The 21,750-nt window shown below is 71.5% G+C and carries 20 protein-coding genes; 10 read left to right on the top strand and 10 right to left on the bottom strand.

All coding sequences use genetic code 11. The features are described from left to right. Positions 1-64 precede the first annotated feature (64 nt). Complete coding sequence (locus tag ACZ561_RS22045; RefSeq protein ID WP_376434340.1) at positions 65-457, bottom strand: winged helix-turn-helix transcriptional regulator; 393 nt, start codon at positions 455-457, stop codon at positions 65-67. A 101-nt stretch (positions 458-558) separates the two neighbouring features. On the opposite strand from ACZ561_RS22045, the gene ACZ561_RS22040 reads away from it, so the two are divergent. Continuing rightward, positions 559-1,404, top strand: coding sequence for an NAD(P)H-binding protein (locus ACZ561_RS22040; protein WP_470997621.1), 846 nt, complete (start codon positions 559-561; stop codon positions 1,402-1,404). Between the two features lie 81 nt (positions 1,405-1,485). On the opposite strand, the gene ACZ561_RS22035 is transcribed toward ACZ561_RS22040, so the two are convergent. From ACZ561_RS22035 to pdhA, 3 genes are read right to left on the bottom strand one after another with little or no spacing between them, the layout of a single operon-like run. Further along, entirely contained in the window at positions 1,486-2,868 is a 1,383-nt protein-coding gene (locus ACZ561_RS22035; RefSeq protein WP_470998559.1) for a dihydrolipoamide acetyltransferase family protein, read from the bottom strand. A 31-nt stretch (positions 2,869-2,899) separates the two neighbouring features. Beyond that, complete coding sequence (locus tag ACZ561_RS22030) at positions 2,900-3,880, bottom strand: alpha-ketoacid dehydrogenase subunit beta (protein ID WP_470997618.1); 981 nt, start codon at positions 3,878-3,880, stop codon at positions 2,900-2,902. 2 nt (positions 3,881-3,882) lie between these two features. Next, on the bottom strand, positions 3,883-5,049 hold the full coding sequence (pdhA, locus tag ACZ561_RS22025; protein WP_470997615.1) for a pyruvate dehydrogenase (acetyl-transferring) E1 component subunit alpha: 1,167 nt from the start codon (positions 5,047-5,049) through the stop codon (positions 3,883-3,885). 336 nt (positions 5,050-5,385) lie between these two features. Here pdhA and ACZ561_RS22020 point away from each other — a divergent pair, with 336 nt between their 5' ends. The 3 genes from ACZ561_RS22020 (at position 5,386) to ACZ561_RS22010 (ending at position 7,627) form a co-directional block, all read left to right on the top strand. Further along, entirely contained in the window at positions 5,386-6,045 is a 660-nt protein-coding gene (locus ACZ561_RS22020; protein WP_376434348.1) for a response regulator, read from the top strand. 133 nt (positions 6,046-6,178) lie between these two features. After that, positions 6,179-6,595, top strand: a complete 417-nt coding sequence (locus ACZ561_RS22015) for a pyridoxamine 5'-phosphate oxidase family protein (protein ID WP_470997612.1) — start codon at positions 6,179-6,181, stop codon at positions 6,593-6,595. Between the two features lie 15 nt (positions 6,596-6,610). Further along, the gene (locus tag ACZ561_RS22010) at positions 6,611-7,627 is read left to right on the top strand and encodes a phosphotransferase (RefSeq protein WP_470997609.1); all 1,017 of its coding nucleotides are present in this window, start codon (positions 6,611-6,613) and stop codon (positions 7,625-7,627) included. A 15-nt stretch (positions 7,628-7,642) separates the two neighbouring features. Here the strand turns inward: ACZ561_RS22010 and ACZ561_RS22005 are convergent, their stop codons facing one another. After that, a complete protein-coding gene (locus tag ACZ561_RS22005; RefSeq protein WP_470997606.1) occupies positions 7,643-9,304 on the bottom strand; it encodes a protein kinase domain-containing protein in 1,662 nt (553 codons plus the stop codon). 269 nt (positions 9,305-9,573) lie between these two features. Between ACZ561_RS22005 and ACZ561_RS22000 the strand changes: the two genes are divergently transcribed. Next, a complete protein-coding gene (locus ACZ561_RS22000; RefSeq protein WP_470997603.1) occupies positions 9,574-11,196 on the top strand; it encodes a protein kinase domain-containing protein in 1,623 nt (540 codons plus the stop codon). Positions 11,197-11,312: 116 nt separating this feature from the next. On the opposite strand, the gene ACZ561_RS21995 is transcribed toward ACZ561_RS22000, so the two are convergent. Next, entirely contained in the window at positions 11,313-11,582 is a 270-nt protein-coding gene (locus ACZ561_RS21995; RefSeq protein ID WP_470997601.1) for a hypothetical protein, read from the bottom strand. Between the two features lie 97 nt (positions 11,583-11,679). Here ACZ561_RS21995 and ACZ561_RS21990 point away from each other — a divergent pair, with 97 nt between their 5' ends. The 5 genes from ACZ561_RS21990 (at position 11,680) to ACZ561_RS21970 (ending at position 17,212) form a co-directional block, all read left to right on the top strand. Next, a complete protein-coding gene (locus ACZ561_RS21990) occupies positions 11,680-12,033 on the top strand; it encodes a hypothetical protein (protein ID WP_470997598.1) in 354 nt (117 codons plus the stop codon). A gap of 106 nt (positions 12,034-12,139) precedes the next feature. Then, entirely contained in the window at positions 12,140-12,835 is a 696-nt protein-coding gene (locus tag ACZ561_RS21985; RefSeq protein ID WP_470997595.1) for a PadR family transcriptional regulator, read from the top strand. Positions 12,836-12,983: 148 nt separating this feature from the next. Continuing rightward, entirely contained in the window at positions 12,984-13,718 is a 735-nt protein-coding gene (locus tag ACZ561_RS21980) for an ABC transporter ATP-binding protein (protein ID WP_376434364.1), read from the top strand. Continuing rightward, positions 13,715-16,570 carry an FtsX-like permease family protein gene (locus ACZ561_RS21975; protein WP_470997591.1) on the top strand — a complete coding sequence of 952 codons (2,856 nt, stop codon included), beginning with the start codon at positions 13,715-13,717 and terminating at the stop codon, positions 16,568-16,570. The genes ACZ561_RS21980 and ACZ561_RS21975 overlap by 4 nt, the downstream gene beginning before the upstream one ends. 96 nt (positions 16,571-16,666) lie before the next feature. After that, complete coding sequence (locus ACZ561_RS21970; RefSeq protein WP_361849460.1) at positions 16,667-17,212, top strand: bacterial proteasome activator family protein; 546 nt, start codon at positions 16,667-16,669, stop codon at positions 17,210-17,212. A gap of 85 nt (positions 17,213-17,297) precedes the next feature. Here the strand turns inward: ACZ561_RS21970 and ACZ561_RS21965 are convergent, their stop codons facing one another. From ACZ561_RS21965 to ACZ561_RS21950, 4 genes are read right to left on the bottom strand one after another with little or no spacing between them, the layout of a single operon-like run. Further along, on the bottom strand, positions 17,298-18,284 hold the full coding sequence (locus ACZ561_RS21965; protein ID WP_470997588.1) for an NAD(P)H-quinone oxidoreductase: 987 nt from the start codon (positions 18,282-18,284) through the stop codon (positions 17,298-17,300). Positions 18,285-18,294: 10 nt separating this feature from the next. Continuing rightward, on the bottom strand, positions 18,295-19,353 hold the full coding sequence (locus ACZ561_RS21960; RefSeq protein ID WP_470998556.1) for a potassium channel family protein: 1,059 nt from the start codon (positions 19,351-19,353) through the stop codon (positions 18,295-18,297). Between the two features lie 20 nt (positions 19,354-19,373). Beyond that, positions 19,374-20,858 carry a molybdopterin molybdotransferase MoeA gene (locus ACZ561_RS21955; protein ID WP_470997585.1) on the bottom strand — a complete coding sequence of 495 codons (1,485 nt, stop codon included), beginning with the start codon at positions 20,856-20,858 and terminating at the stop codon, positions 19,374-19,376. Beyond that, positions 20,855-21,748, bottom strand: a complete 894-nt coding sequence (locus tag ACZ561_RS21950) for an NTP transferase domain-containing protein (RefSeq protein ID WP_470997583.1) — start codon at positions 21,746-21,748, stop codon at positions 20,855-20,857. Before ACZ561_RS21950 ends, ACZ561_RS21955 begins: the two co-directional genes overlap by 4 nt. Positions 21,749-21,750 lie beyond the last annotated feature (2 nt).

The following is a 21,750-nucleotide window of genomic DNA, read 5'->3' as shown; positions in this document are numbered from 1 at the left end:
CACAGCTTAGATACAACAGGGGTGCAACAGGCAGCCCCGTCCGCGATACGGACGGGGCGGGGTTCTAGTGGGCCGGATCGGCGTCGTAGGCCTGGCGGGCCTCGTCGACCTTGTCCAGGTTGTCGGCGGCCCATTCGGCCAGGTGGGCGAAGAGCGGGGCGAGGCTGCGGCCGAGTTCGCTGATCTCGTACTCGACCCGGGGCGGCACCTCCGGGTGGTACGTCCGGACGACCAGGCCGTCGCGCTCCAGCTGACGCAGCCGCTGGGTCAGCACCTTCGGCGTGATCCTGCCGATCGCCCGCTCCAGCTCCACGAACCGTTGCCGGCCACGGGCGTTGAGGGTCCACAGGATCGGTGTGGTCCATCGGCTGAAGACGATGTCCACCACGGGAGCGACCGGGCAGGCGAGCTCCGGGTCGGTGTCCGCCGAAGCCGTCCGCATCGTCTCGGTAGCCATGCGCTCCCCCTCGGGCATAGTCACTTTCCTCTAGGTACCTACTATACCGAGGCTGTTAGCGTCCCCGACGTCAACCAAGCGGAACGACAGGGGAGTTCACGATGATCGTTGTGACGGGGGCGACGGGCAACGTCGGCCGATCGCTCGTACGGGTACTCGCGGCGGCCGGCGAGCAGGTGACCGCGACGTCCCGGGGGATCTCGGAGACGGATGTGCCGCCGAACGTCCGGCATGTGCGGTCGGATCTGATCGAAGCGGAGAGCCTGCGGCCCGTCTTCGACGGCGCCGACGCGCTGTTCCTGCAGAGCGGCGGCCCCAGCGCGCATCAGCTCCATCCGCACGCCATCCTCGACGCCGCGAAAACCGGCGGCATCCGACGGGTCGTCCTGCTGTCCTCCCAGGGCGTCGCGACACGGCCGGAGTCGGCCTCCCACGGGGACACGGGACGCGCCATCGAGGACGCCGTCCGGGCGTCCGGCCTGGAGTGGACGGTCCTGCGGCCCGGTGGCTTCGCCTCCAACGCCTTCGCCTGGGTCGAGTCGGTCCGTACCCGCAGGGAGATCGCCGCGCCCTTCGCGGACACCGGCCTGCCGGTCATCGACCCGGACGACATCGCCGAGGTCGGTGCCGCGGCGCTGCGGGAGGAGGGCCACGACGGGCAGATCTACGAGCTGACCGGTCCCGCCCTCAGCACGCCCCGGGAACGGGCCGAGGCGATCTCGCTCGCCCTGGGCGAGCCCGTCCGGTTCGTGGAGCAGACCCGGGAGGAGGCACGGGCGCAGATGCTGCACTTCATGCCCGAGCCCGTGGTCGAGACGACGCTGACCATCCTCGGCGAGCCCAACCCCGCCGAGCAGCGCGTCAGCCCGCATGTCGAGCAGGTCCTGGGGCGCGCACCCCGTACCTTCGCCGACTGGGCGCAGCGCTATGCCGCCGCGTTCCGGTAGGTCCCGCCTGAAGAAGCGAAACGCCCGACCGGGGAGCCCGGTCGGGCGTTTCACGTGAAACAACGCAGTGTGCGCGGTCCGTTACGCCCAGGTGATGAGTCGCTTCGGCTGCTCCAGGATCGCGGCGATGTCCGCCAGGAACTTGGAGCCGAGCTCGCCGTCGACCAGACGGTGGTCGAACGACAGGGCCAGCGTGGTGACCTGACGCGGCTTCACCTTGCCCTTGTGGACCCAGGGCTGGAGCTTGATCGCACCGACCGCGAGGATCGCGGACTCGCCCGGGTTGAGGATGGGCGTACCGGTGTCGACGCCGAAGACGCCGACGTTGGTGATGGTGAATGTGCCGCCCTGCATCGCCGCCGGGGTGGTCTTGCCCTCGCGGGCGGTGGCGACCAGCTCGCTCAGGGACTTCGACAGCTCCGGGAGGGTCTGGGCGTGCGCGTCCTTGATGTTCGGCACGATCAGACCGCGCGGGGTGGCCGCGGCGATGCCCAGGTTGACGTAGTGCTTGAGCACGATCTCCTGGTTCGCCTCGTCCCAGGCCGCGTTGATGTCCGGGTTCCGCTTGGCGGCGACCAGGACGGCCTTGGCGATGAGGAGGAGCGGGTTGACCCGCAGGCCCGCCATGTCCTTGTCGGACTTGAGCTCCTCGACCAGCTTCATCGTGCGCGTGATGTCGAAGGTGACGAACTCGGTGACGTGCGGCGCGGTGAAGGCCGAGCCGACCATCGCCGCCGCCGTGGCCTTCCGTACGCCCTTGATGGGGATACGGGTCTCCCGGGCGTCCGCCGACACGGCGGGAGCCGGGACGGTGGCGGGGGCGGAGACGGGCGCGGGCGCCTCGACCACGGGGGCCGGGGCCTCGACCGCCGGAGCGGCGGCCGCGTGGACGTCCTCGCGGGTGATGATCCCGTCCGGGCCGGTCGGGACGACCGTGGTGAGGTCGACGCCGAGGTCCTTGGCGAGCTTGCGCACCGGCGGCTTCGCCAGCGGCCGGGCGGCGGTGGCGACACCACCGTGCCCGTTGAGCTCGCCCTGGATCGCGGCGGCGGCCTGCTCGGGCACCGCGGCGGTGCCCGCCGTGGCACCCTTGCGCGCGCGGCGCTTGGTGGAGGTGGCGGCGACGCCGTAGCCGACGAGGACCGGCTGGCGGCCCTGCGGCTCGGGCTCCTCCGCCGCGGGGGCGGGTGCTGCGGGCGCCGGCGCGGCGGCGGGCGCGGCCGGAGCCTCCGCCGGAGCGTCCCCGCCCACGTTCACCGAGATGATCACCTGGCCGACGTCGACCGTCGTCCCCTCGGGGAAGAGCAGCTCGTGGACCACCCCGTCGAAGGGGCTCGGCAGCTCGACGGCCGCCTTCGCCGTCTCGACCTCGCAGACGACCTGCCCGTCGGCGACCGTGTCACCGGGCTGGACGTACCACTTGAGGATCTCGGCCTCGGTGAGGCCCTCGCCCACGTCGGGCATCTTGAATTCGCGGATCGTCACGATGCTCTCCTCAGTACGCCAGCGAGCGGTCGACGGCGTCGAGCACGCGGTCCAGGCCCGGCAGGTACTCCTCCTCCAGGCGCGCCGGCGGGTACGGCGCGTGGTAGCCGCCGACCCGCAGGACGGGGGCCTCCAGGTGGTAGAAGCAGCGCTCGGTGATCCGGGCGGCGATCTCCGCGCCGGAGCCGAAGAACACCGGGGCCTCGTGCACCACGACCAGACGGCGGGTCTTCTCGACCGAGGTCTGGATGGTGTCGAAGTCGAGCGGGGAGATCGAGCGCAGGTCCACGACCTCGATCGACTTGCCCTCCTCGGCGGCGGCCGCGGCCACCTCCAGGCAGGTCTTCACCATCGGGCCGTACGCGGCGAGCGTGAGGTCGCTGCCCTCGAGGGCCACGCGCGCCTTGTGCAGCTCGCCCGGGATGGCCTCGGTGTCGACCTCGCCCTTGTCCCAGTAGCGGCGCTTGGGCTCGAAGAAGATGACCGGGTCGTCGCTCTGGATCGCCTGCTGGAGCATCCAGTAGGCGTCGGAGGAGTTCGCCGGGGTGACCACCTTGAGGCCCGGAACGTGCGCGAAGAGCGCCTCGGGGGACTCGGAGTGGTGCTCGACGGCGCCGATGCCACCGCCGTACGGGATGCGAATGACGATCGGCATCTTCACCGTGCCGAGCGAACGGGCCCGCATCTTCGCCAGCTGGGACACGATCTGGTCGTACGCCGGGAAGACGAAGCCGTCGAACTGGATCTCCACGACCGGCCGGTAGCCGCGCAGCGCGAGACCGATCGCGGTGCCGACGATGCCGGACTCGGCCAGCGGGGTGTCGATCACCCGGTCCTCGCCGAAGTCCTTCTGCAGCCCGTCGGTGATCCGGAAGACACCGCCGAGCTTGCCGACGTCCAGGCCCATGACGAGGACCTTGGGGTCGGTCTCCAGGGCCTTGCGCAGCGACTCGTTGAGAGCCTTCGCAAGCGGAAGCTTCTGAACAGCCATGATTACTCGGCCTCTCCGCCCTCGAAGGACGCCTGGTAGGCGGCGAACTGCGCGCGCTCCTCGTCGACGAGCGCGTGCCCGTCCGCGTACACGTTGTCGAAGATCGCCATGTGCTCCGGGACGGGCATGGCGCGGACGACCTCGCGAACGTGCTTGCCGAGCGCCTCGCTCTCGGTCTCCAGCTCCTCGAAGAAGGCCGCGTCGGCGTGGCCCTCGTTCTCCATGTACGTCTTGAGGCGCTGGATCGGGTCCTTGGCCTCCCACTCCTCACGCTCCGCGTCCCGGCGGTAGCGGGTCGGGTCGTCGGAGGTGGTGTGGGCGGCCATCCGGTAGGTGTACGCCTCGATGAGCGTCGGGCCCTCGCCACGGCGGGCGCGCTCCAGGGCGTCGCGGGTGACCGCCAGGCAGGCCAGGACGTCGTTGCCGTCGACCCTGATGCCGGGGAAGCCGAAGCCGCGGGCGCGCTGGTAGAGCGGGACGCGGGTCTGCTTCTCGATGGGCTCGGAGATGGCCCACTGGTTGTTCTGGCAGAAGAACACGACCGGGGCGTTGTAGACCGCGGAGAAGACGAACGACTCGTTGACGTCGCCCTGGCTGGACGCGCCGTCGCCGAAGTACGCGATCACGGCGGAGTCCGCGCCGTCCCTGGTGATGCCCATGGCGTAGCCGGTGGCGTGCAGGGTCTGCGAGCCGAGGACGATCGTGTACAGGTGGAAATTGTTGGTGTTGGGGTCCCAGCCCCCGTTGTTCACACCCCGGAACATGCCGAGCAGGTTGGTGGGGTCGACCCCACGGCACCAGGCGACGGCGTGCTCACGGTAGGTGGGGAAGACGTAGTCGTCGTCGCGCAGGGCGCGGCCGGAGCCGATCTGCGCGGCCTCCTGGCCGAGCAGCGAGGCCCACAGGCCCAGCTCGCCCTGGCGCTGCAGGGCGGTGGCCTCGGCGTCGAAGCGGCGGCTGAGGACCATGTCCCGGTAGAGGCCGCGCAGCTCGTCGGCGCTCAGGTCGATGTCGTAATCGGGGTGCTGGACGCGCTCCCCTTCGGGCGTCAGCAGCTGAACGAGCTCGGGCTCGGTGGCCTGGCTCTTCTTGACGCTCGCGCTAGCGGTGCGCTTGGTGCCGCTGCTGCGTCGCGTCGTCTTGCGCGCGGCAGTGCTTTCCACGGTCACGTGCGTGCTCCTCCGTCGGTCCGGCCCCCGGGGTTGCCGGGTAGGCCAGTGCGGCTCGCCTTGTCCGTGCCCGCGCACGGGGTGGGTGCGACTCGGCCGGGGTCGGGCGTGACAGGTGCCCCGGCGAGCGCCCTGTCATAGGCACGTTACCCAGTGCGTCGCATTCCTGCGAAACCCCATTTGACCTGCGATTTTGCTTGGATTTCCAAGTAAATCGAGAAATGCGGGAACGCAGCTGGTCAGCGCACTGCCAACAGCCTCGCAGGCCGCCGGAACACCGGCACGTTATCCCGGGCACCCCGGGCGCGGGAAGAGCCAATATGTGAGACTGGCTACGTGCGCGAAGATGGAAAAATCCGGGTATTTCTGTTGGACGACCACGAAGTCGTCCGGCGCGGCGTCCACGAGCTGCTCTCCGTGGAGGACGACATCGACGTGGTCGGCGAGGCCGGTACGGCGGCGGATGCGCTGGTCAGGATCCCCGCGACCCGCCCCGACGTGGCCGTGCTCGACGTCCGGCTTCCGGACGGCAGCGGTGTCGAGGTCTGTCGCGAGGTCCGTTCGCAGAACGAGAACATCAAGTGCCTCATGCTGACCTCGTACGCCGACGACGAGGCACTTTTCGACGCGATCATGGCCGGGGCCTCGGGATATGTCCTCAAGGCCATCCGCGGCAATGAACTGCTGTCGGCCGTGCGGGACGTGGCGGCCGGCAAATCCCTGCTGGACCCGGTCGCGACCGCCCGCGTCCTGGAACGGCTACGCGACGGAAACAATCCGAAGGGTGACGACAAGCTCGCCAACCTGACGGATCAGGAGCGCAAGATCCTGGACCTGATCGGCGAGGGTCTGACCAACCGGGCCATCGGCGAGCGGCTCCACCTGGCGGAGAAGACCATCAAGAACTACGTTTCCAGCCTGCTGTCGAAGCTGGGTATGGAGCGGCGCTCGCAGGCCGCGGCGTACGTCGCCAGGCTGCAGGCGGAGCGCCACTGACACCCTCCCGCCGACCCGGGTCACCCTGACGGACCGGCCCGGACCGGCGGTGGGGATTCGGGACTTACGTCCCGGCCCGACCGGGGCGGGGGCCCCTGTTCCGGCACGGTGGCGGTGGCAGAGAGTGGAATCCATGTCCACCGACGAGATTCGCGCCATCCAGCTGCTGAACGGCGTGTCGTACGGCCGGGTGGCGACGAGTATGCGCGCGATGCCGTTCGTCGCACCCGCCCGGCACATCGTGGACGACGGCGGTGTCCTGCTCCGGATGCACCGGGGCCTCGGCTACCACCGGGCCTGCGCCGGCAGCGTCGTCGCCTACGGCGCGGACAACTTCAACTCGGGTGCCGAGAACCTGTGGTCCGTGCAGTTCACCGGCACCGCCGAGGTCGTCGAGCCGACCGAGGAGCAGCTGGCGGCCTTCGGCGCCGCACCGCAGATCGTGGACGGCGAGCCCTTCGAGCCGGTCTACATGCGCATCGAGCCCCAGTTCATGACCGTGCACGAGCTGGACTACACCATGGAGCGACATCTCCACCACGTAGCGTGATCTAACATCTGGGGAGTGCCGCGCTCATCTGAAACGCTCGCTCCGCCCGTCGGCGCCCTGCTCCGCCGCTACCACGAGGCCGGTGAGCCGCTCTCCTGCGAACCCGTCACCCAGGGCCTCCTCAACCGCGGCTACCGCCTCGCCACCACCCGGGGCGCCTACTTCCTCAAGCAGCACCTCGACGCCCCGACCGCCGACCGGGACACCATCAGCCGCCAGCACCGCGCCACCCAGCGCCTGCACGCCCTCGGGCTTCCCGTCGCCCCGCCGCTCGCCGACTCCGCCGGCCGCACCGTCGCCGTCATCGGCGGCCGCTGCTACGCCCTGCACCCCTGGATCGACGGCCGCCACCGCGACGGCGCCCAGCTCTCCACGGGCGGATCGAGGCGCCTGGGCGCGCTCCTCGGGCACGTCCACACCTGCCTGGAGCAGGTGATGGAGTCCCCGCCGGCCGGCGCGGAGCACGAGAGCGCTCGCCCCGAGGACACCTTCCGGCTCATCGACGAACTGCTCCGGCTCTCCCGCGCCGGTCACCCCCGCACCGGCTTCGACGCGCTCGCCGAGCACCGGCTGCTCGAACGCCGCGTGCTCCTCGCCGAGCACGCCCACCGCCGTCCCCCGGCCGCCGCGGCGGCCGGCTGGGTGCACGGCGACTTCCACCCGCTGAACCTGCTCTACCGGGGCGCGGAGCCGGCCGCGATCGTCGACTGGGACCGCCTGGGCGTCCAGCCACGGGCGGAGGAGGCGGTCAGGGCCGCCGCCATCTTCTTCGTACGGCCGGCGGGCGAGCTGGCCCTGGAGAAGGTGCGGGCGTACGCGCGGGCCTACCGGCGGGCGGCCGGCGCGGACGGGGCGGAACTGGCGTCCGCGGTGCACCGCGTGTGGTGGGAACGGCTCAACGACTTCTGGATACTGCGCTGGCGCTACCAGCTCCACGACCGAAGGGCCGACCCGCAGTTTCCTGCGGCGTCGGCCCTGGCGGTGTGGTGGACCCGCGAGTACGAGGCGGTACGCGACGCGTTCACGGGGTGAGTCTCGCGAGACGCGTCAGGAGGTGGTGCCCGCGGTCGTACCGAGTGTCGTGCCCTGCGATGTACCCGTGTTGGTGTTGCCCTGCGACGTACCCGTGTTCGTATTGCCCTGCGACGTACCCGAGTTGGTGTTGCCCTCCGTGGTGCCCTCGCTGGACCCCTCGGTGGTGCCCTCCGTGGTCCCCTCGGTGGTGCCCTCCGTCGTGCCCTCGGTGTCCGTGCCCCCGTCGGTCGTGTCCGTGGGCGGGGCCGACGGTTCGCCCGTCGGCGTGGACGGCGTCGACGGCTTGTACGAGGGCTTGTAGGACGGCGTCCAGGGCTGCTGGTTGCCGCCCGTGGAGGTGTCCGGCTCCTCGGTCTCCTGCGTCGGCGTCTCCTGCGAAGGCGTCGACGGTTCCTGGGACGTGGACGGCGAGTCGGTCACGGCCGGCGGCTTGTTCGTACCGCCGCTCTTCTCACCGGCCTTGTCGAGCGCGTACACGACACCGGCCACGATCGCGATCATCGCGAGCGCCACGAAGAGCAGCGCCTTGCCCCGGCCGCTCTTGCGGCCGCCCTGGGGCCCGTAGCCGTCCTGCCCGTAGCCACCGTGGCCGCCGCCGTCGTATCCGCCGTCGTCCGGGTTCATCGGCGGCAGGATCGGGCGCTGCGACGTCTCGTGGTGCATCGGGTGCCCCATCGCGGTCGTCGCCGCGACGCCGCCGACCGGCGTGTGGCCGCCCTCGTGCACCTCCACCGGGCCCGTGTTCCACGTGCCGGTGTGACCGCCCGCCTGCTGGAGCATCTGCAGGCCGTACTGGATCAGCCCGCGCATCTCCTCGGCGCTCTGGAACCGGTCGTCCGGGTCCTTCGCGAGCGATCGCATCACGAGCCCGTCGAGCTCCGGCGGCGCCCCGTGGGCGACCTCGGACGGCGGGATCGGCGCGTCCTGCACATGCTGGTAGACCACCGACAACGGTGTCTCGCCGGTGAAGGGAGGCCGCAGAGCGAGGAGTTCGTAGAGCAGACAGCCCGTGGCGTACAGGTCGGACCGGTGGTCCACGGCCTTTCCGAGCGCCTGTTCGGGGGAGAGGTACTGCGGCGTGCCCATGACCATGCCGGTCTGGGTCATCGTCGACTGCGCGCCGTGCAGGGCGCGCGCGATGCCGAAGTCCATGACCTTCACGGCGCCGGTGTGCGTGATGATGACGTTCGCGGGCTTGATGTCCCGGTGCACGATGCCGTGCTGGTGCGAGTAAGCGAGCGCCTCGAGCACTCCGGAGACGATGATCAGGGCCTGCTCGGGACCCGGCGCCTCGGCGCTGATCAGCAGGTCGCGGATGGTGCGGCCCTCGACCAGCTCCATCACGATGTAGGGCACGGACTGGCCGCCCACGACGTCCTCGCCGGAGTCGTACACCGCCACGATCGCATGGTGGTTGAGCCCGGCGACCGACTGCGCCTCACGGGTGAAGCGGGCCTTGGAGACCGGGTCCTCGGCGAGGTCGGAGCGGAGCAGCTTCACGGCGACCGTGCGGCCCAGGCGGACGTCCTCGGCGGCGAACACCTCGGCCATGCCGCCTCGTCCGAGACGGTGCGTCAGCCGGTACCGTCCGTCACCGACCACTCCGCCGACGCCCCAGGACTCGGCGGCGGCGCCCGACAGGCCGCCGCCGCCTGCTTCGGATTCGGGTGCCATCAGTCCTCGCCGTCGTATGTCTACCGTGCAATGCCGTACCGCCGTCACGCTACAGGCTTCGTCCGACACCACGGTTCGAGATGGACCGGTCATCCAACCCCTTCCGCATACGCCTGTGCAAATTCCAGGCGGTTCCTGTAACGCTTGCGAGACGCTTCTCACGCGGAGTGTCACGGAACGGGCACCTGGCTTGACGTGTCGTTGCCCTGGGGCAGACTTGGCCAGGAAATTCCGATCAGCGCCGCCACGCGCGCGTAGGGGGAGCACGAATGAGCCAGGACGGCGCACAGGGCCGCTATGCGGGCGGTTCGGTCGCGAACGGCCGGTACCAGCTTCGCGACCTGCTCGGCGAGGGCGGTATGGCCTCCGTCTACCTGGCGTACGACAGCGCGCTCGACCGGCAGGTGGCCATCAAGACCCTGCACTCGGAACTCGGCCGGGAACAGTCGTTCCGCGAGCGGTTCCGGCGCGAGGCGCAGGCGGTCGCGAAGCTGTCGCACACCAACATCGTCTCGGTCTTCGACACCGGCGAGGACACCCTCGACGGCGCTGTCATGCCGTACATCGTCATGGAGTACGTGGAGGGGCAGCCGCTCGGCTCGGTCCTCGCCTCCGACGTACGGCAGTTCGGCGCGATGCCGGCCGACAAGGCGCTGAAGGTGACGGCCGACGTGCTGGCCGCGCTGGAGACCAGCCATGAAATGGGCCTGGTCCACCGGGACATCAAGCCCGGCAACGTGATGATGACCAAGCGCGGCGTCGTCAAGGTCATGGACTTCGGCATCGCGCGGGCCATGCAGTCCGGTGTCACCTCGATGACGCAGACCGGCATGGTCGTCGGTACTCCTCAGTACCTCTCCCCCGAGCAGGCCCTGGGCCGCGGTGTGGACGCCCGCTCCGATCTTTATTCGGTCGGCATCATGCTCTTCCAGTTGCTGACGGGCCGTCTTCCGTTCGACGCGGACTCGCCGCTCGCCATCGCGTACGCGCACGTCCAGGAGGAGCCGGTCGCGCCGTCCTCCATCAACCGCTCGGTGACGCCGGCGATGGACGCGCTCGTCGCCCGCGCGCTGAAGAAGAACCCGAACGAGCGCTTCCCGAGCGCGGCTGCGATGCAGGACGAGTGCCTTCGGGTGCTGTCGGCGGGGCAGACGGGCGCGCCGGTGATCGTGGCCGGTGGTCAGGTCAGCAGCGGTTCGGGCGTGGGTTCGGCGGTCTTCCCGCCGGTCGGCCAGACCCCGCCGCCCTCGGTGCACGGCGTCCAGCAGCCGTACCAGCCCCCGACGCCGCAGCCGGGCCCGTACGGCCCGCCGACGCCGGCCCCGTCCTACGGCTACCCGCAGCAGGCCCCGACGCCCGCCCCGGCGTACCAGACGCCCGCTCCCGGGCCGTACACGATGGCGCCTCAGCCGCATCAGCAGACTTCGGTCACGACGGGCGGCGGCTCCGGCTCCCGGCGGAACATGCCGGTGCTCGTGGGTGCGATCGTCGTGGCGCTGGTGGCGATCGGCGGTGTGATCACGGCGATCAGCCTCAACAAGGACGACTCGTCGAAGAACGGCGGCGACCCGAGCCAGAGCCAGTCGGCGGCCCCGGGGTACAAGGGACCGGACCTCTCGAAGACCATCGAGACGAAGAAGTGCACGGAGCCGACCGAGTCGAGCGACGATCCGGAGAAGTTCGAGGTCCCGAACTTCACGTACAAGAACATCCAGTCGGTGAAGGCCTGCATCCAGGCCGCGGGCTGGCAGATCAAGACGCAGACCCCGGTCGACGAGAACACCTACGGCGACGGCACCGTCCTGGAGCAGTACCCGCCGATCGGTGAGGACGTCAGCAAGGACGGCGCCGAGTTCACGCTCGAGGTCTCGACGGGCAACCCGCCGCAGTAGCCGTACGCCGAGAGCCCCCTGAGCAGGGCTCTCACCCCCTCCTCCCGCCCGGGATGCCGGATGTGTCCCGACATGTGACGCTGAGTTGAAACTCGGCGGCTCGGTACGGGAGGGGGTCACCCGGTGACTCCAGGACTCCGCGGTACGCGGACACGGACCATCGGCCCGGTGGTCGTGTGCTGGCTGGTGGTGGGTGCCGTACCGGTCGCGTACGGGGCGGAGAGAGGGCCGACGGCGGACCCGAGGCCCTCGTCGTCGACGGCCGCTCCCTCGAAGCCGGCCACGTCACCCTCGAGGCCGACGTCGTCGACCTCGGCCGCCACGCCGTCCCGTTCTCCCTCCCCCTCGCCCTCCTCCGCCGCGCCCCGCCCGCGGCCTTCCGCCACGAACGCCGGCCCTTCCGGGCCTCCCGGCCCTCCGGCCGCGCCCACCCGGGGGCGGCCCACGCCCTCCTACCTGGGCGAGCCTGCCCCGGCCGGTTCCATGGCGGGGCGCCCCGCCGCGGAAGGGCGCGAGCGGCCCGGCCGGCCCGTCCCGCCCCCGGAATCGAGCTCCTCCCCCGAGCCGGAGGAGCCCTCACGTACCAAAACGGCAACAGCCGACGAGTCTCCCGAGGAGGAGGACGGGTCGGACGACGGACTCGAAGCGGTACCCGAGACGGAGCCCACGACCGACACACCGCCACCCGCGTCCGCGCCCGCCGCGGCTCCCCGGCTCAGTCCCCGCGCCACCGCCACCCCCGCTGACCGGCAGGTTCCCGTCCTGACCCTCGGTGCGGGGCTCGCGATGGTGGGGCTCGGGATCGGTTTCCTCGGGGTCCGGCTGCGCCGCCGCTGAGCGGCCCGCACCCCGCCCGGCCCCGCCTCGTCCCCCTTGAGTCGGACCCGGAGGTTCCGTCTCAGGTCGCTTGTCCACTCCGGCATACCCGGTATACATACTGAGTATGTCGATCCGCCACGGGCTGCTCGCCCTCCTCGAACGCGGGCCTCGCTACGGCTCGCAGCTCCGTACGGAGTTCGAGTCACGCACAGGCTCCACCTGGCCTCTGAACGTCGGCCAGGTCTACACGACCCTCAACCGTCTCGAACGGGACGGCATGGTCGCGCAGGGCGGCGAGGACGACGCCGGCCATGCGCTCTACGCGATCACCGACAGCGGTCGCGAAGAGCTCAAGAAGTGGTTCGAGAAGCCCGTGGACCGCACCAGCCCGGCCCGCGACGAGCTCGCCATCAAGCTCGCCATGGCCGTCGGGGCGCCCGGGGTCGACATCCGCGCCGTCATCCAGTCCCAGCGCCGCCACACCGTGAAGGCGATGCAGGACTACACCCGGCTCAAAGCCCAGGCACTCGCCGCCCTCGAGAGCGGCGAGTCCCGGGAACGCGACGACGTGGCCTGGCTCCTCGTCCTGGAGCAGCTGATCTTCCAGACCGAGGCCGAGGCCCGCTGGCTGGACCACTGCGAGGCCCGGCTGATCCGGCTCTCGACGGCCGCCGTCGGCACCACCGGCCTCTCCGACCGATCCGGCCCCGACACCGGACCCGGTACCGGCTCGGGTACCGGCTCCGACGCCGGTGAGGCACGGCCGCCCGACTCCGCCGCCACGTCCTCCCGGGACGCCCGCCCGTCACCACTGCGCTGAACCCGCGGCCCGCACACCGCACCGCACACGCACCACCACCTCAACCGCTCCGTACGAGACCAATCGCTCCGTACGACACCGCACGCGACCGCGCGTGACCGCACGTCACACGACCGTCCGTCGGCGTACGCCCAAGGGGGACCCCTCCATGTCCACACAGCAGCCCGTGCTGCAACTGCAGAACCTGACCCGTGTCCACGGCTCCGGCGAGACCGAGGTGCACGCCCTGCGCGGCATCGACCTCGATGTCTTCCCCGGTGAACTCGTCGCCGTCATGGGCCCGTCCGGCTCCGGAAAGTCCACCCTGCTCACCATCGCGGGCGGTCTCGACACCCCCACCTCCGGCCGGGTGATCGTCGAGAACACCGACATCACCACCGCCGGCCGCAAGGCCCTCGCGGCCCTGCGCCGCCGCAGCATCGGGTACGTCTTCCAGGACTACAACCTGATCCCCGCCCTCACGGCCGCCGAGAACGTCGCCCTGCCCCGCGAGCTGGACGGCACCTCCGCACGCAAGGCGCGCGGCGAGGCCCTCGCCGCGCTCGAGGAGATGGACCTGGGTCACCTCGCCGACCGCTTCCCCGACGAGATGTCCGGTGGCCAGCAGCAGCGTGTGGCCATCGCCCGCGCCCTCGTCGGCGACCGTCGCCTCGTCCTGGCCGACGAGCCCACCGGCGCCCTGGACTCCGAGACCGGAGAGTCCGTCCTCGCCCTGCTGCGCTCGCGCTGCGACGCCGGCGCCGCGGGCGTGCTCGTCACCCACGAGCCGCGGTTCGCCGCCTGGGCCGACCGCGTCGTCTTCCTGCGGGACGGCGCCGTCGTCGACCAGACCGTCCGCAGCGAGGCCGACTCGCTCCTCTCGGGCCAGGCGGCCGAGCGGTGAACAACTGGTTCCACTCCTGGCGCGCCGCGATCCGTATAGCCCGCCGCGACGCCTGGCGCTACAAGGGCCGCAGCTTCCTGGTCCTCGCCATGATCGCCCTGCCCATCCTGGGTGTCAGCGCCGCCGATCTGACCTTCCGCAGCTCCGAGTTGTCCACCGAGGAGAGCCTGGACCGGACGATCGGCGCCGCCGACGCCCGGTTCACCGACGCCGCCGTCGCGGGCGCGCCGATCCTCCAGTCGCCGGACGGCGAGATGAGCACGCCGGCGAAGGACTACGGCGACAAGATGTGGCCCACCGGCACCACCGACGTCACCAAGACCTTCCCGGCCGGATCCACCGTCCTGACGGACAGCTCCGGAAACGCGAAGCTCACCACCGTCCACGGACTGCTCCAGACCGAGATCCGTGAGCTCAAGGCCGCCGACCCGATCGCCAAGGGCATCATGTCCCTCCAGGAGGGACGCTTCCCCGAGAAGGCGGACGAGTTCGCCGCGACCACGCACTTCCTGGAGAGCAGCGGCCTGTCGATCGGTTCGACCCTGTCCGCGCGCGGCTACGACAGGACCTACCGGATCGTCGGCTCCTACGAGCTCCCCAACGAGCTGAAGGCCGACCAGGTCAACGCCCTGCCCGGCGCCTTCCTCGCCCCGTACGCGAAGGTGGCCGAGAAGGCCGGCATGACCCGAGGTGGCGTCGAGACCACGCACCTGGTGAAGGCCCCCGGTGGTTTCACGTGGAACACCGTGCAGCAGATCAACACCAAGGGTGTCGCCGTCGTCTCGCGCGCCGTGCTCCTCGACCCGCCCGCCGACTCCGAGGTCCCGCTGTACCAGAGGGAGGGCTGGGGCAACTACGAGTCCAGCGCGGGCGCCCAGGCCGCCGAGCTCGCCGCGGTCGGCACGGTCGTCGGCCTCGCGATGCTGGAGATCTGCCTGCTGGCCGGACCCGCGTTCGCCGTCGGCGCGCGCCGCTCGCGCCGTCAGCTGGGGCTCGTCGGCGCCAACGGCGGCGACCGGCGCCACATCCGGGCCATCGTCCTGGGCGGCGGTCTCGTCATCGGTGTCGCCGCCGCCGTCACCGGCACGGTCCTCGCGCTGATTCTGACCTTCGCCCTCCAGCCGGTCCTCGAGGACTCGTTCGGGCAGCGGTTCGGCAGCTTCGACATACGCCCCCTGGAACTGCTCGCCATCGCGTTGCTCGCCGTTCTGACCGGCGTCCTGTCCGCGATCGTCCCGGCCATCACCGCCTCCCGGCAGACCGTCCTTGCCTCGCTCACCGGCCGTCGCGGTGTCCGCCGCAGCAGCCGTGTGCTGCCGCTGGTCGGCCTGGGCGCCCTGCTCCTGGGCGCGGCGATCGCACTCTACGGATCGGTGGTCTCCGACCAGTTCGTCATCGTCGCGGGTGGCAGCGCCATCGCCGAGCTGGGCGTGGTCGCCATGACCCCCGCCCTCGTGGGCCTCTTCGGCCGGACCGGCCGCTGGCTGCCCCTGTCGCCGCGCCTCGCCCTGCGGGACGCCGTGCGCAACCGGGGGCGTACGGCACCCGCCGTCGCCGCCGTGCTCGCCGCCGTCGCCGGAACCGTCGCCGTCTCCACGTACACGGCCAGCTCCGACGCGCAGGCGCGGGCCGAGTACCGGGCGAGCCTGCCGCACGGTGCGGTCTCCGCCCTCGTCATGGAGGACGGCGGCCGGGACGTCCCGGCGGTCCGCGATGCCGTCCAGCGCCACCTGCCCATCGACGTCCGCGCGGATGTCGACCGCGTGCAGGTCGGCAAGCCCAACTGCCAGCCCTTCATGGACTCCCCGGGCTGCGGCAGGTCCGAGATCGTCATCCCGAAGGCCAACGAGTGCCCGCTGTGGACCTCCGAGAACGGCGAGGACCCTTCGGAGAAGTTCACCAAGGAACAGCGGCGCAAGCTCGCCGAGGACTGGCGTTGCAAGTCGAGCAACGACGGCGGCATCTACGTCGAGGGCGGGCTGACGATCGGCGACGCCAAGGTCCTGAAGGTCCTCGGAATCAACGATTCGGGAGCCGAGAAGGCCCTGGCCGAGGGCAAAATCGTTTCCTTCTCCAAGCCCCAGGTCGATGAGGGCGGAAAGATCTCCGTCAAGCTGATCGCCGACACGATGAAGGCGAGCGAGGCCGAGCAGGCGGGCAAGCCCGTCCCGGGCGAGATCAAGTCGCTCCCCGCCTACCTGGTGCCCGGCGAGAAGAAGTCGTACGGCGTCCAGGCGCTCCTCACCCCGGCCGCCGCCAAGGCCGCCGGCCTCAGCACGGCGCCGCTGGGCTCGCTGTTCTCCACCGACACGATGCCGACCAGCGAGCAGCGCCAGAAGCTCGACGGGGAGATCGCCAAGATCGGCAGCGATGTCGAGCTGCGGGTCGAGGACGGCTTCGTCGGCAAGAGCAGCATCATCCTCCTCTCGCTGGCCGTCTTCGCCGGTCTCGTCACCATCGGCGCCGCCGGTATCGCGACCGGCCTGGCTCAGGCCGACGCGGAGGCCGACCTCAAGACACTCTCCGCCGTCGGAGCACCCCCGCGGGTCCGCCGCACGCTCAGCGGCTTCCAGTGCGGGGTGGTCGCCGCGATGGGTGTGATCCTCGGGTCGGCGGCCGGTGTGCTGCCGGCGATGGGCCTGCGGCTCACCGAGGGGCGTGAACGCGAGCGCTTCTACCAGGAGAGCCTGGACCAGGGCTGGGGCGCCATGGACGCCCCGCCGTACGTGCCGATCGTCGTCCCCTGGGAGACGCTGGTGGGGCTGCTGGTGGTCGTGCCGATCGGCGCCGCGCTCCTGGCCGCTCTGGTCACCCGTTCGCGCGGAGCCCTGGCCCGCCGCGCCGCGATCTGACCGGACCGTTGCCGTCCCGTGCCCCCGGAGAAGGGTGGATCACCCTCCTCCGGGGGCACACCGTGTGGTGAGGCACGTGTGCGAGAGAATGGCGGCATGGAGATGCCGAGGAATGAACGGTCGCAGGAGAGCCCCCAGGTCCTCATCGTGGGACAGGACGGAATGGCGCTCGGCGGCACTCAGGGTGACGACGAATCCCGCGAGGTCCCGGTGACGGAAATGGTCGAGCAGCCTGCGAAGGTCATGCGCATCGGCAGCATGATCAAGCAGCTCCTGGAGGAAGTACGCGCGGCACCTCTCGACGAGGCCAGCCGTGTCAGGCTCAAGGACATCCACGCAAGCTCCGTGAAGGAGCTGGAGGACGGGCTCGCGCCCGAGCTGGTCGAGGAACTGGAGCGTCTCTCTCTGCCGTTCACGGACGAGGCGATTCCCTCCGAGGCGGAACTGCGCATCGCGCAGGCCCAGTTGGTGGGCTGGCTCGAGGGCCTCTTCCACGGAATCCAGACGGCGCTGTTCGCCCAGCAGATGGCGGCCCGTGCCCAGTTGGAGCAGATGCGCCGGGCGCTTCCGCCGGGTGCGCCGCACGACGATGACGACGACCAGGGCCACGGGCACGCGGTCCGCTCGGGGCCGTACCTGTAGGCCGGTAGGTCGCCTGTCGCACGGGAAGGGCCCGGCACACACGTGTGTGCCGGGCCCTTCCGCGTACAGGAGCTGTTGGGGCGGGTCAGGCCCGCGGGGCCAGCAGCAGGACCTTGCCCACGTGCGAACCCGAGTCCAGTGCCCGGTGGGCCTCGGAGGCGTCGGGCATCGGCACCGTACGGTCGACCACGGGGCGTACCGTGCCCGCGCCGATCAGCGGCCAGACATGCTCGCGCACCGCGGCGACGATGGACGCCTTCTCGTGCAGCGGGCGGGCACGCAGCGTGGTCGCGGTGATCGCCGCACGCTTGGCGAGCAGGGCGCCGAGGTTCAGCTCGCCCTTCACCCCGCCCTGCATCCCGATGATCGCCAGGCGTCCGTTGACCGCAAGGGCCTTCACATTGCGATCCAGGTACTTCGCTCCGACGATGTCGAGGATCACGTCCGCTCCGGCCCCGTCCGTGGCCTTGCGCAGCTCCTCGACGAAGTCCTGCTCGCGGTAGTCGATGAGGATGTCCGCGCCCAGCTCGGCGCAGCGCGCCAGCTTCTCGGGGCCGCCGGCGGTGACGGCGACCCGTGCGCCGATGGCCTTGGCCAGCTGGATCGCCATGGTGCCGATGCCGCTCGCACCGCCGTGCACCAGCAGCGTCTCACCGGGCCGCAGGTGGGCGATCATGAAGACGTTCGACCAGACGGTACTGGTCACCTCGGGCAGCGCCGCGGCGGTGACCAGGTCCACCCCGTCCGGTATCGGCAGCAGCTGGCCGACGGGCACGGCGACCTTCTCCGCGTAACCGCCGCCCACGAGCAGCGCGCACACCTCGTCGCCGACGGACCAGCCGGACACCCCCGGCCCGAGCTCGGTGATGCGCCCCGAGCATTCGAGGCCGGGGTACGGGGAGGTGCCCGGCGGCGGGTCGTAGAAGCCCTGTCGCTGGAGCAGATCGGCACGGTTGACGGCGCTCGCCACCACCTCGACGAGGACCTCGCCCTCGGCGGGCACGGGATCGGGCACCTCGGCCCAGACGAGTGCCTCGGGGCCGCCGGGTTCCGGAATCGTGATCGCATGCATGGCGGCGAGGCTACTCGGGCGGCGTCGACAGCGGGGTGACGGGCGCCGCCCGGACGATCGTGATCACACGGTCCGTCAACTGCAGTGGGCTGGCGGCGGGATCGTCGTATCCGAGCAGCCGATGTCCGCGCAGCACGCTGACCACCAGGTCCTCGGTCTCCCGGACGTTCTTGCCCACCTCGGCCTTTATCACCGGCCGTTCCACCAGATCGAGCCCCGATCCCTGCTGGATCAGGTCCTCCATCACCGTGCCCGCGCTGGGGCTGAGCACGGAGAGACCGAGGAGCCGGCCGGCGGCGCTGGCGCTGGTGATCACGGCGTCCGCACCGGACTGGCGCAGCAGCTGCGCGTTTTCCTCCTCGCGGACCGCGGCGACGATCTTCGCGCCCCTGTTGAGCTGCCGGGCGGTGAGCGTCACCAGGACGGCGGTGTCGTCGCGCTGGGTGGCGATGACGATCTGACGGGCTTTCTGGACCTCCGCGCGGAGCAGCACATCGCTGCGGGTGGCGTCGCCGACGACACCGACGAAGCCGTCCGCGTTCGCCGTCTCGATCACCTTCGTCGAGGGGTCGACGATGACGATCTGTTCCTTCCGCAGCCCGGTCGCACAGAGCGTCTGAATCGCCGAGCGGCCCTTGGTGCCGAAGCCGACGACGACGGTGTGCTCACGCAAGGTGGACCTCCAGCGGTTCAGCCGCCACTCCTCCCGGGTCCGTTCGGTGAGGACCTCGAGAGTGGTGCCGACCAGGATGATCAGGAACAGGACGCGCAACGGCGTGACCACCAGGATGTTCACGAGCCGCGCGGAGTCGCTGTAGGGGACGATGTCGCCGTACCCCGTGGTGGAGAGGGTGACGGTCGCGTAGTAGGCGCTGTCGAGGAAGTCCAGGCTCCCGTCGGCGTTGTCGTTGTAGCCGCTACGGTCGATGTAGACGATCACGGTGGTCAGGGCCAGCACACCGAGGGCCATCAGCAGCCGCTTGGTCACCTGCCGCAGCGGCTTCTCGACGACGCGCCGGGGCATCCGGATCCGGGACGGAGACGTCTTCTCGTCCGCGTTCCGGGCCATGACGTCACGGCTGGGAAGTTTCACGTGAAACACGCTCCTTGGGACGCACCGTGTCCTGGTGCCTGGCCCGGGGCCACCGGCCAGGGGAGGTCGAGGATCTCCAGTGCGTCCCCCGACCGCGCGCCCCCGGGCGGCACGACGGCCATCCCGTCCGCGGCGGCGATACCCCTGAGCATCGCCGGGCCGTTGTAGTGCAGCGGCACGACCTCGTCGCCCCGGTGGACGACCGGGACGAGCCGGGTGTCGTACGGGTGGCCTTGGACCTCGTCCCGTACGGACACGCTGTACGGCGGCGGGACCGGGGCGCCCGCGAGGGCACCCAGCAGCGGCTCGGCCAGCGTGAGCAGTCCGGAGACGGCGGCGAGGGGGTTGCCGGGCAGGCCGACCAGGTGCCGGCCGTCGTCAAGGCGGGCGAGCAGCATCGGATGGCCGGGGCGGACCTTCACACCGTCGACCAGGAGTACGGCTCCGGCCTTGGCGAGGACCGGGTGGACGTGGTCGACGGGTCCCGCGGCCGTGCCCCCGGTGGTGATCACGAGGTCGGCCTCGGAACCGGTGACGGCGACGTACAGGGCGTCGGCGTCGTCGCCGATCCGCCGGGTGGCGAGCACGTCGGCGCCGAGCGCGTTCAGCCAGGGGCCGAGCATGGGGCCGAGGGCGTCCCGGATCAGACCCTCGTGGGGGAGTCCGTCCGTCAGAAGCTCGTCGCCGAGAACGAGGACCTCCACACGGGGGCGGGGCAGGGTCGCCAGCTCGTCGTAGCCGGCGGCGGCAGCGAGGCCGAGGACGGCGGGGGTCACCGCCGTCCCGGCGGGCAGCAGCCGGTCGCCGGAGCGGCACTCCTGTCCGCGGGGGCGGATGTCCTGGCCGGGCAGGACCTCGCGCCGGGCGTGCAGATGGCCGCCGGGGTCCGTGCGGGCGTGTTCGCTGCGGATGACCGCGGTGGTCTCGGGCGGGACGCGGGCGCCGGTGGCGATCCGTACCGCCGTGCCGTCGGCGAGCGGCGCAAGCGGTGCGTGGCCGGCGAGAACCGCGCCCTCCTCGTGGATCTCCCACGGGCCCGGTCCCGCGACCGCCCAGCCGTCCATGGCGGAGGTGTCGAAGGACGGCAGATCGGTGAGCGCGCGGAGCGGCTCGGCGAGGACCTGGCCGAGGGCCTGCCCCAGGGGCGTACGGCGGGGCTCGCGACCGGATCCGGTCGCGGCCCCGGCCCGAGCGGCGACCGCCCGGGCGGCGGGCCAGGCGGTGGCGCGGTGGGGATCGGAGGAGTGGGACGGGCCGGAGTGGCGGTGGCCGGCGCGCGGATCGGCGGACGCGGGGTCGGTGGACTGTCCGGCGGACCGTTCTGCCGACCCGGACTCGGCGGCGCGGGGCTCGGCGGGTCGGAATGCGGCGGCGCGCGGTGGGGCGACGAGGGCGAGGGCCTCGTCGCTGCCGTCGCTCTCGGGCTCGGGGGCGGCCTCCGGGCCGGTCCCGGACCCGGCCGCCCGCTCCTGTGGGGTCATCCGGCTTCGCCCTGCCCCGCTTCGGCCTGCTCCGCTTCGGCCTGCTCCGCTTCGGCGGCCCAGCGGTTGGCGAGGGCGGCGGCCTTGCGGGCGGCCTCGGCGACCGCCTTGGGGCCGCCGTCGGCACCTGCGGCCTGCGCCGCCGCGTACCCGACCAGGAACGTGGTCAGCGGCGCGGCGGGGCGGGCGACCCCGTGGGCGGCGTCCCGGGCCAGATCGAGCAGCACGCCGGTGTCGACGTCGATCTCGATGCCCAGCTCGTCCTTGACTGCGGTGATCCATTCGTCCAGCACGTTCCCATGCTCCCTGATGCGGGCCCGGGCCGCGGCAATGTCCTCCCAGGTGTCGCAGTCGAAGGAGGCGAGGGGCTCCGCGGCGACCCGGATGATGTGGAGCTCCCCCGTGAGCAGACGCAGCGGGAGGCCGGCGAGGGTGCCATGCGCACCGGCGATGAGAGCCAGCTCACGCCGGAGTGCCTCGGTGCGGTAGGCGGCCACGAGCGGCTGGTCCCGGCCGTCGGCGTCCACCAGCAGCGCGGCCTCGGCGTCGGGCGCGGCGGACAGGGCGTCCAGGAGCTGCCGACCGGTGCCCTCGTCGAGGAACGGCAGGTCGGCGGAGAGGACGAGCGCCGTGTCGGCGTCCACCTCGCGCACCCCGGCGTCGAGCGCGGCCAACGGCCCTCCACCGGGCGGCTCTTCCCTGGCCCACACCACGGGGCGGACAGTCGACCGCCGACCGCCGACGACCACGGTGCGCCCGGCGCCCCGGCAGCCCGCGAGGACCCGGTCGAGCAGCGCCCGGCCCCCGACCCGTACCGCGGGCTTGTCCGCCCCGCCGAGCCGCTTCGCGGCACCCCCGGCGAGCACGATGGCGTCATACACGGTCGTCATCC

It is taken from the genome of Streptomyces sp. NPDC039609 (assembly GCF_055596705.1).
The sequence above is the reverse complement of the archived record's forward strand: the minus strand, read 5'-3'. Positions and strand labels throughout refer to the sequence as shown.

Excerpts from the sequence above, each read along its gene's own strand:
- ACZ561_RS22045 (WP_376434340.1), bottom strand. The coding sequence starts at position 457 with ATGGCTACCGAGACGATGCGGACGGCTTCGGCGGACACCGACCCGGAG.
- ACZ561_RS22040 (WP_470997621.1), top strand. The coding sequence starts at position 559 with ATGATCGTTGTGACGGGGGCGACGGGCAACGTCGGCCGATCGCTCGTA.
- ACZ561_RS22035 (WP_470998559.1), bottom strand. The coding sequence starts at position 2,868 with ATGCCCGACGTGGGCGAGGGCCTCACCGAGGCCGAGATCCTCAAGTGG.
- ACZ561_RS22030 (WP_470997618.1), bottom strand. The coding sequence starts at position 3,880 with ATGGCTGTTCAGAAGCTTCCGCTTGCGAAGGCTCTCAACGAGTCGCTG.
- ACZ561_RS22015 (WP_470997612.1), top strand. The coding sequence starts at position 6,179 with ATGTCCACCGACGAGATTCGCGCCATCCAGCTGCTGAACGGCGTGTCG.
- ACZ561_RS22005 (WP_470997606.1), bottom strand. The coding sequence starts at position 9,304 with ATGGCACCCGAATCCGAAGCAGGCGGCGGCGGCCTGTCGGGCGCCGCC.
- ACZ561_RS22000 (WP_470997603.1), top strand. The coding sequence starts at position 9,574 with ATGAGCCAGGACGGCGCACAGGGCCGCTATGCGGGCGGTTCGGTCGCG.
- ACZ561_RS21990 (WP_470997598.1), top strand. The coding sequence starts at position 11,680 with ATGGCGGGGCGCCCCGCCGCGGAAGGGCGCGAGCGGCCCGGCCGGCCC.
- ACZ561_RS21985 (WP_470997595.1), top strand. The coding sequence starts at position 12,140 with ATGTCGATCCGCCACGGGCTGCTCGCCCTCCTCGAACGCGGGCCTCGC.
- ACZ561_RS21980 (WP_376434364.1), top strand. The coding sequence starts at position 12,984 with ATGTCCACACAGCAGCCCGTGCTGCAACTGCAGAACCTGACCCGTGTC.
- ACZ561_RS21970 (WP_361849460.1), top strand. The coding sequence starts at position 16,667 with ATGGAGATGCCGAGGAATGAACGGTCGCAGGAGAGCCCCCAGGTCCTC.
- ACZ561_RS21965 (WP_470997588.1), bottom strand. The coding sequence starts at position 18,284 with ATGCATGCGATCACGATTCCGGAACCCGGCGGCCCCGAGGCACTCGTC.
- ACZ561_RS21960 (WP_470998556.1), bottom strand. The coding sequence starts at position 19,353 with ATGGCCCGGAACGCGGACGAGAAGACGTCTCCGTCCCGGATCCGGATG.
- ACZ561_RS21955 (WP_470997585.1), bottom strand. The coding sequence starts at position 20,858 with ATGACCCCACAGGAGCGGGCGGCCGGGTCCGGGACCGGCCCGGAGGCC.
- ACZ561_RS21950 (WP_470997583.1), bottom strand. The coding sequence starts at position 21,748 with ATGACGACCGTGTATGACGCCATCGTGCTCGCCGGGGGTGCCGCGAAG.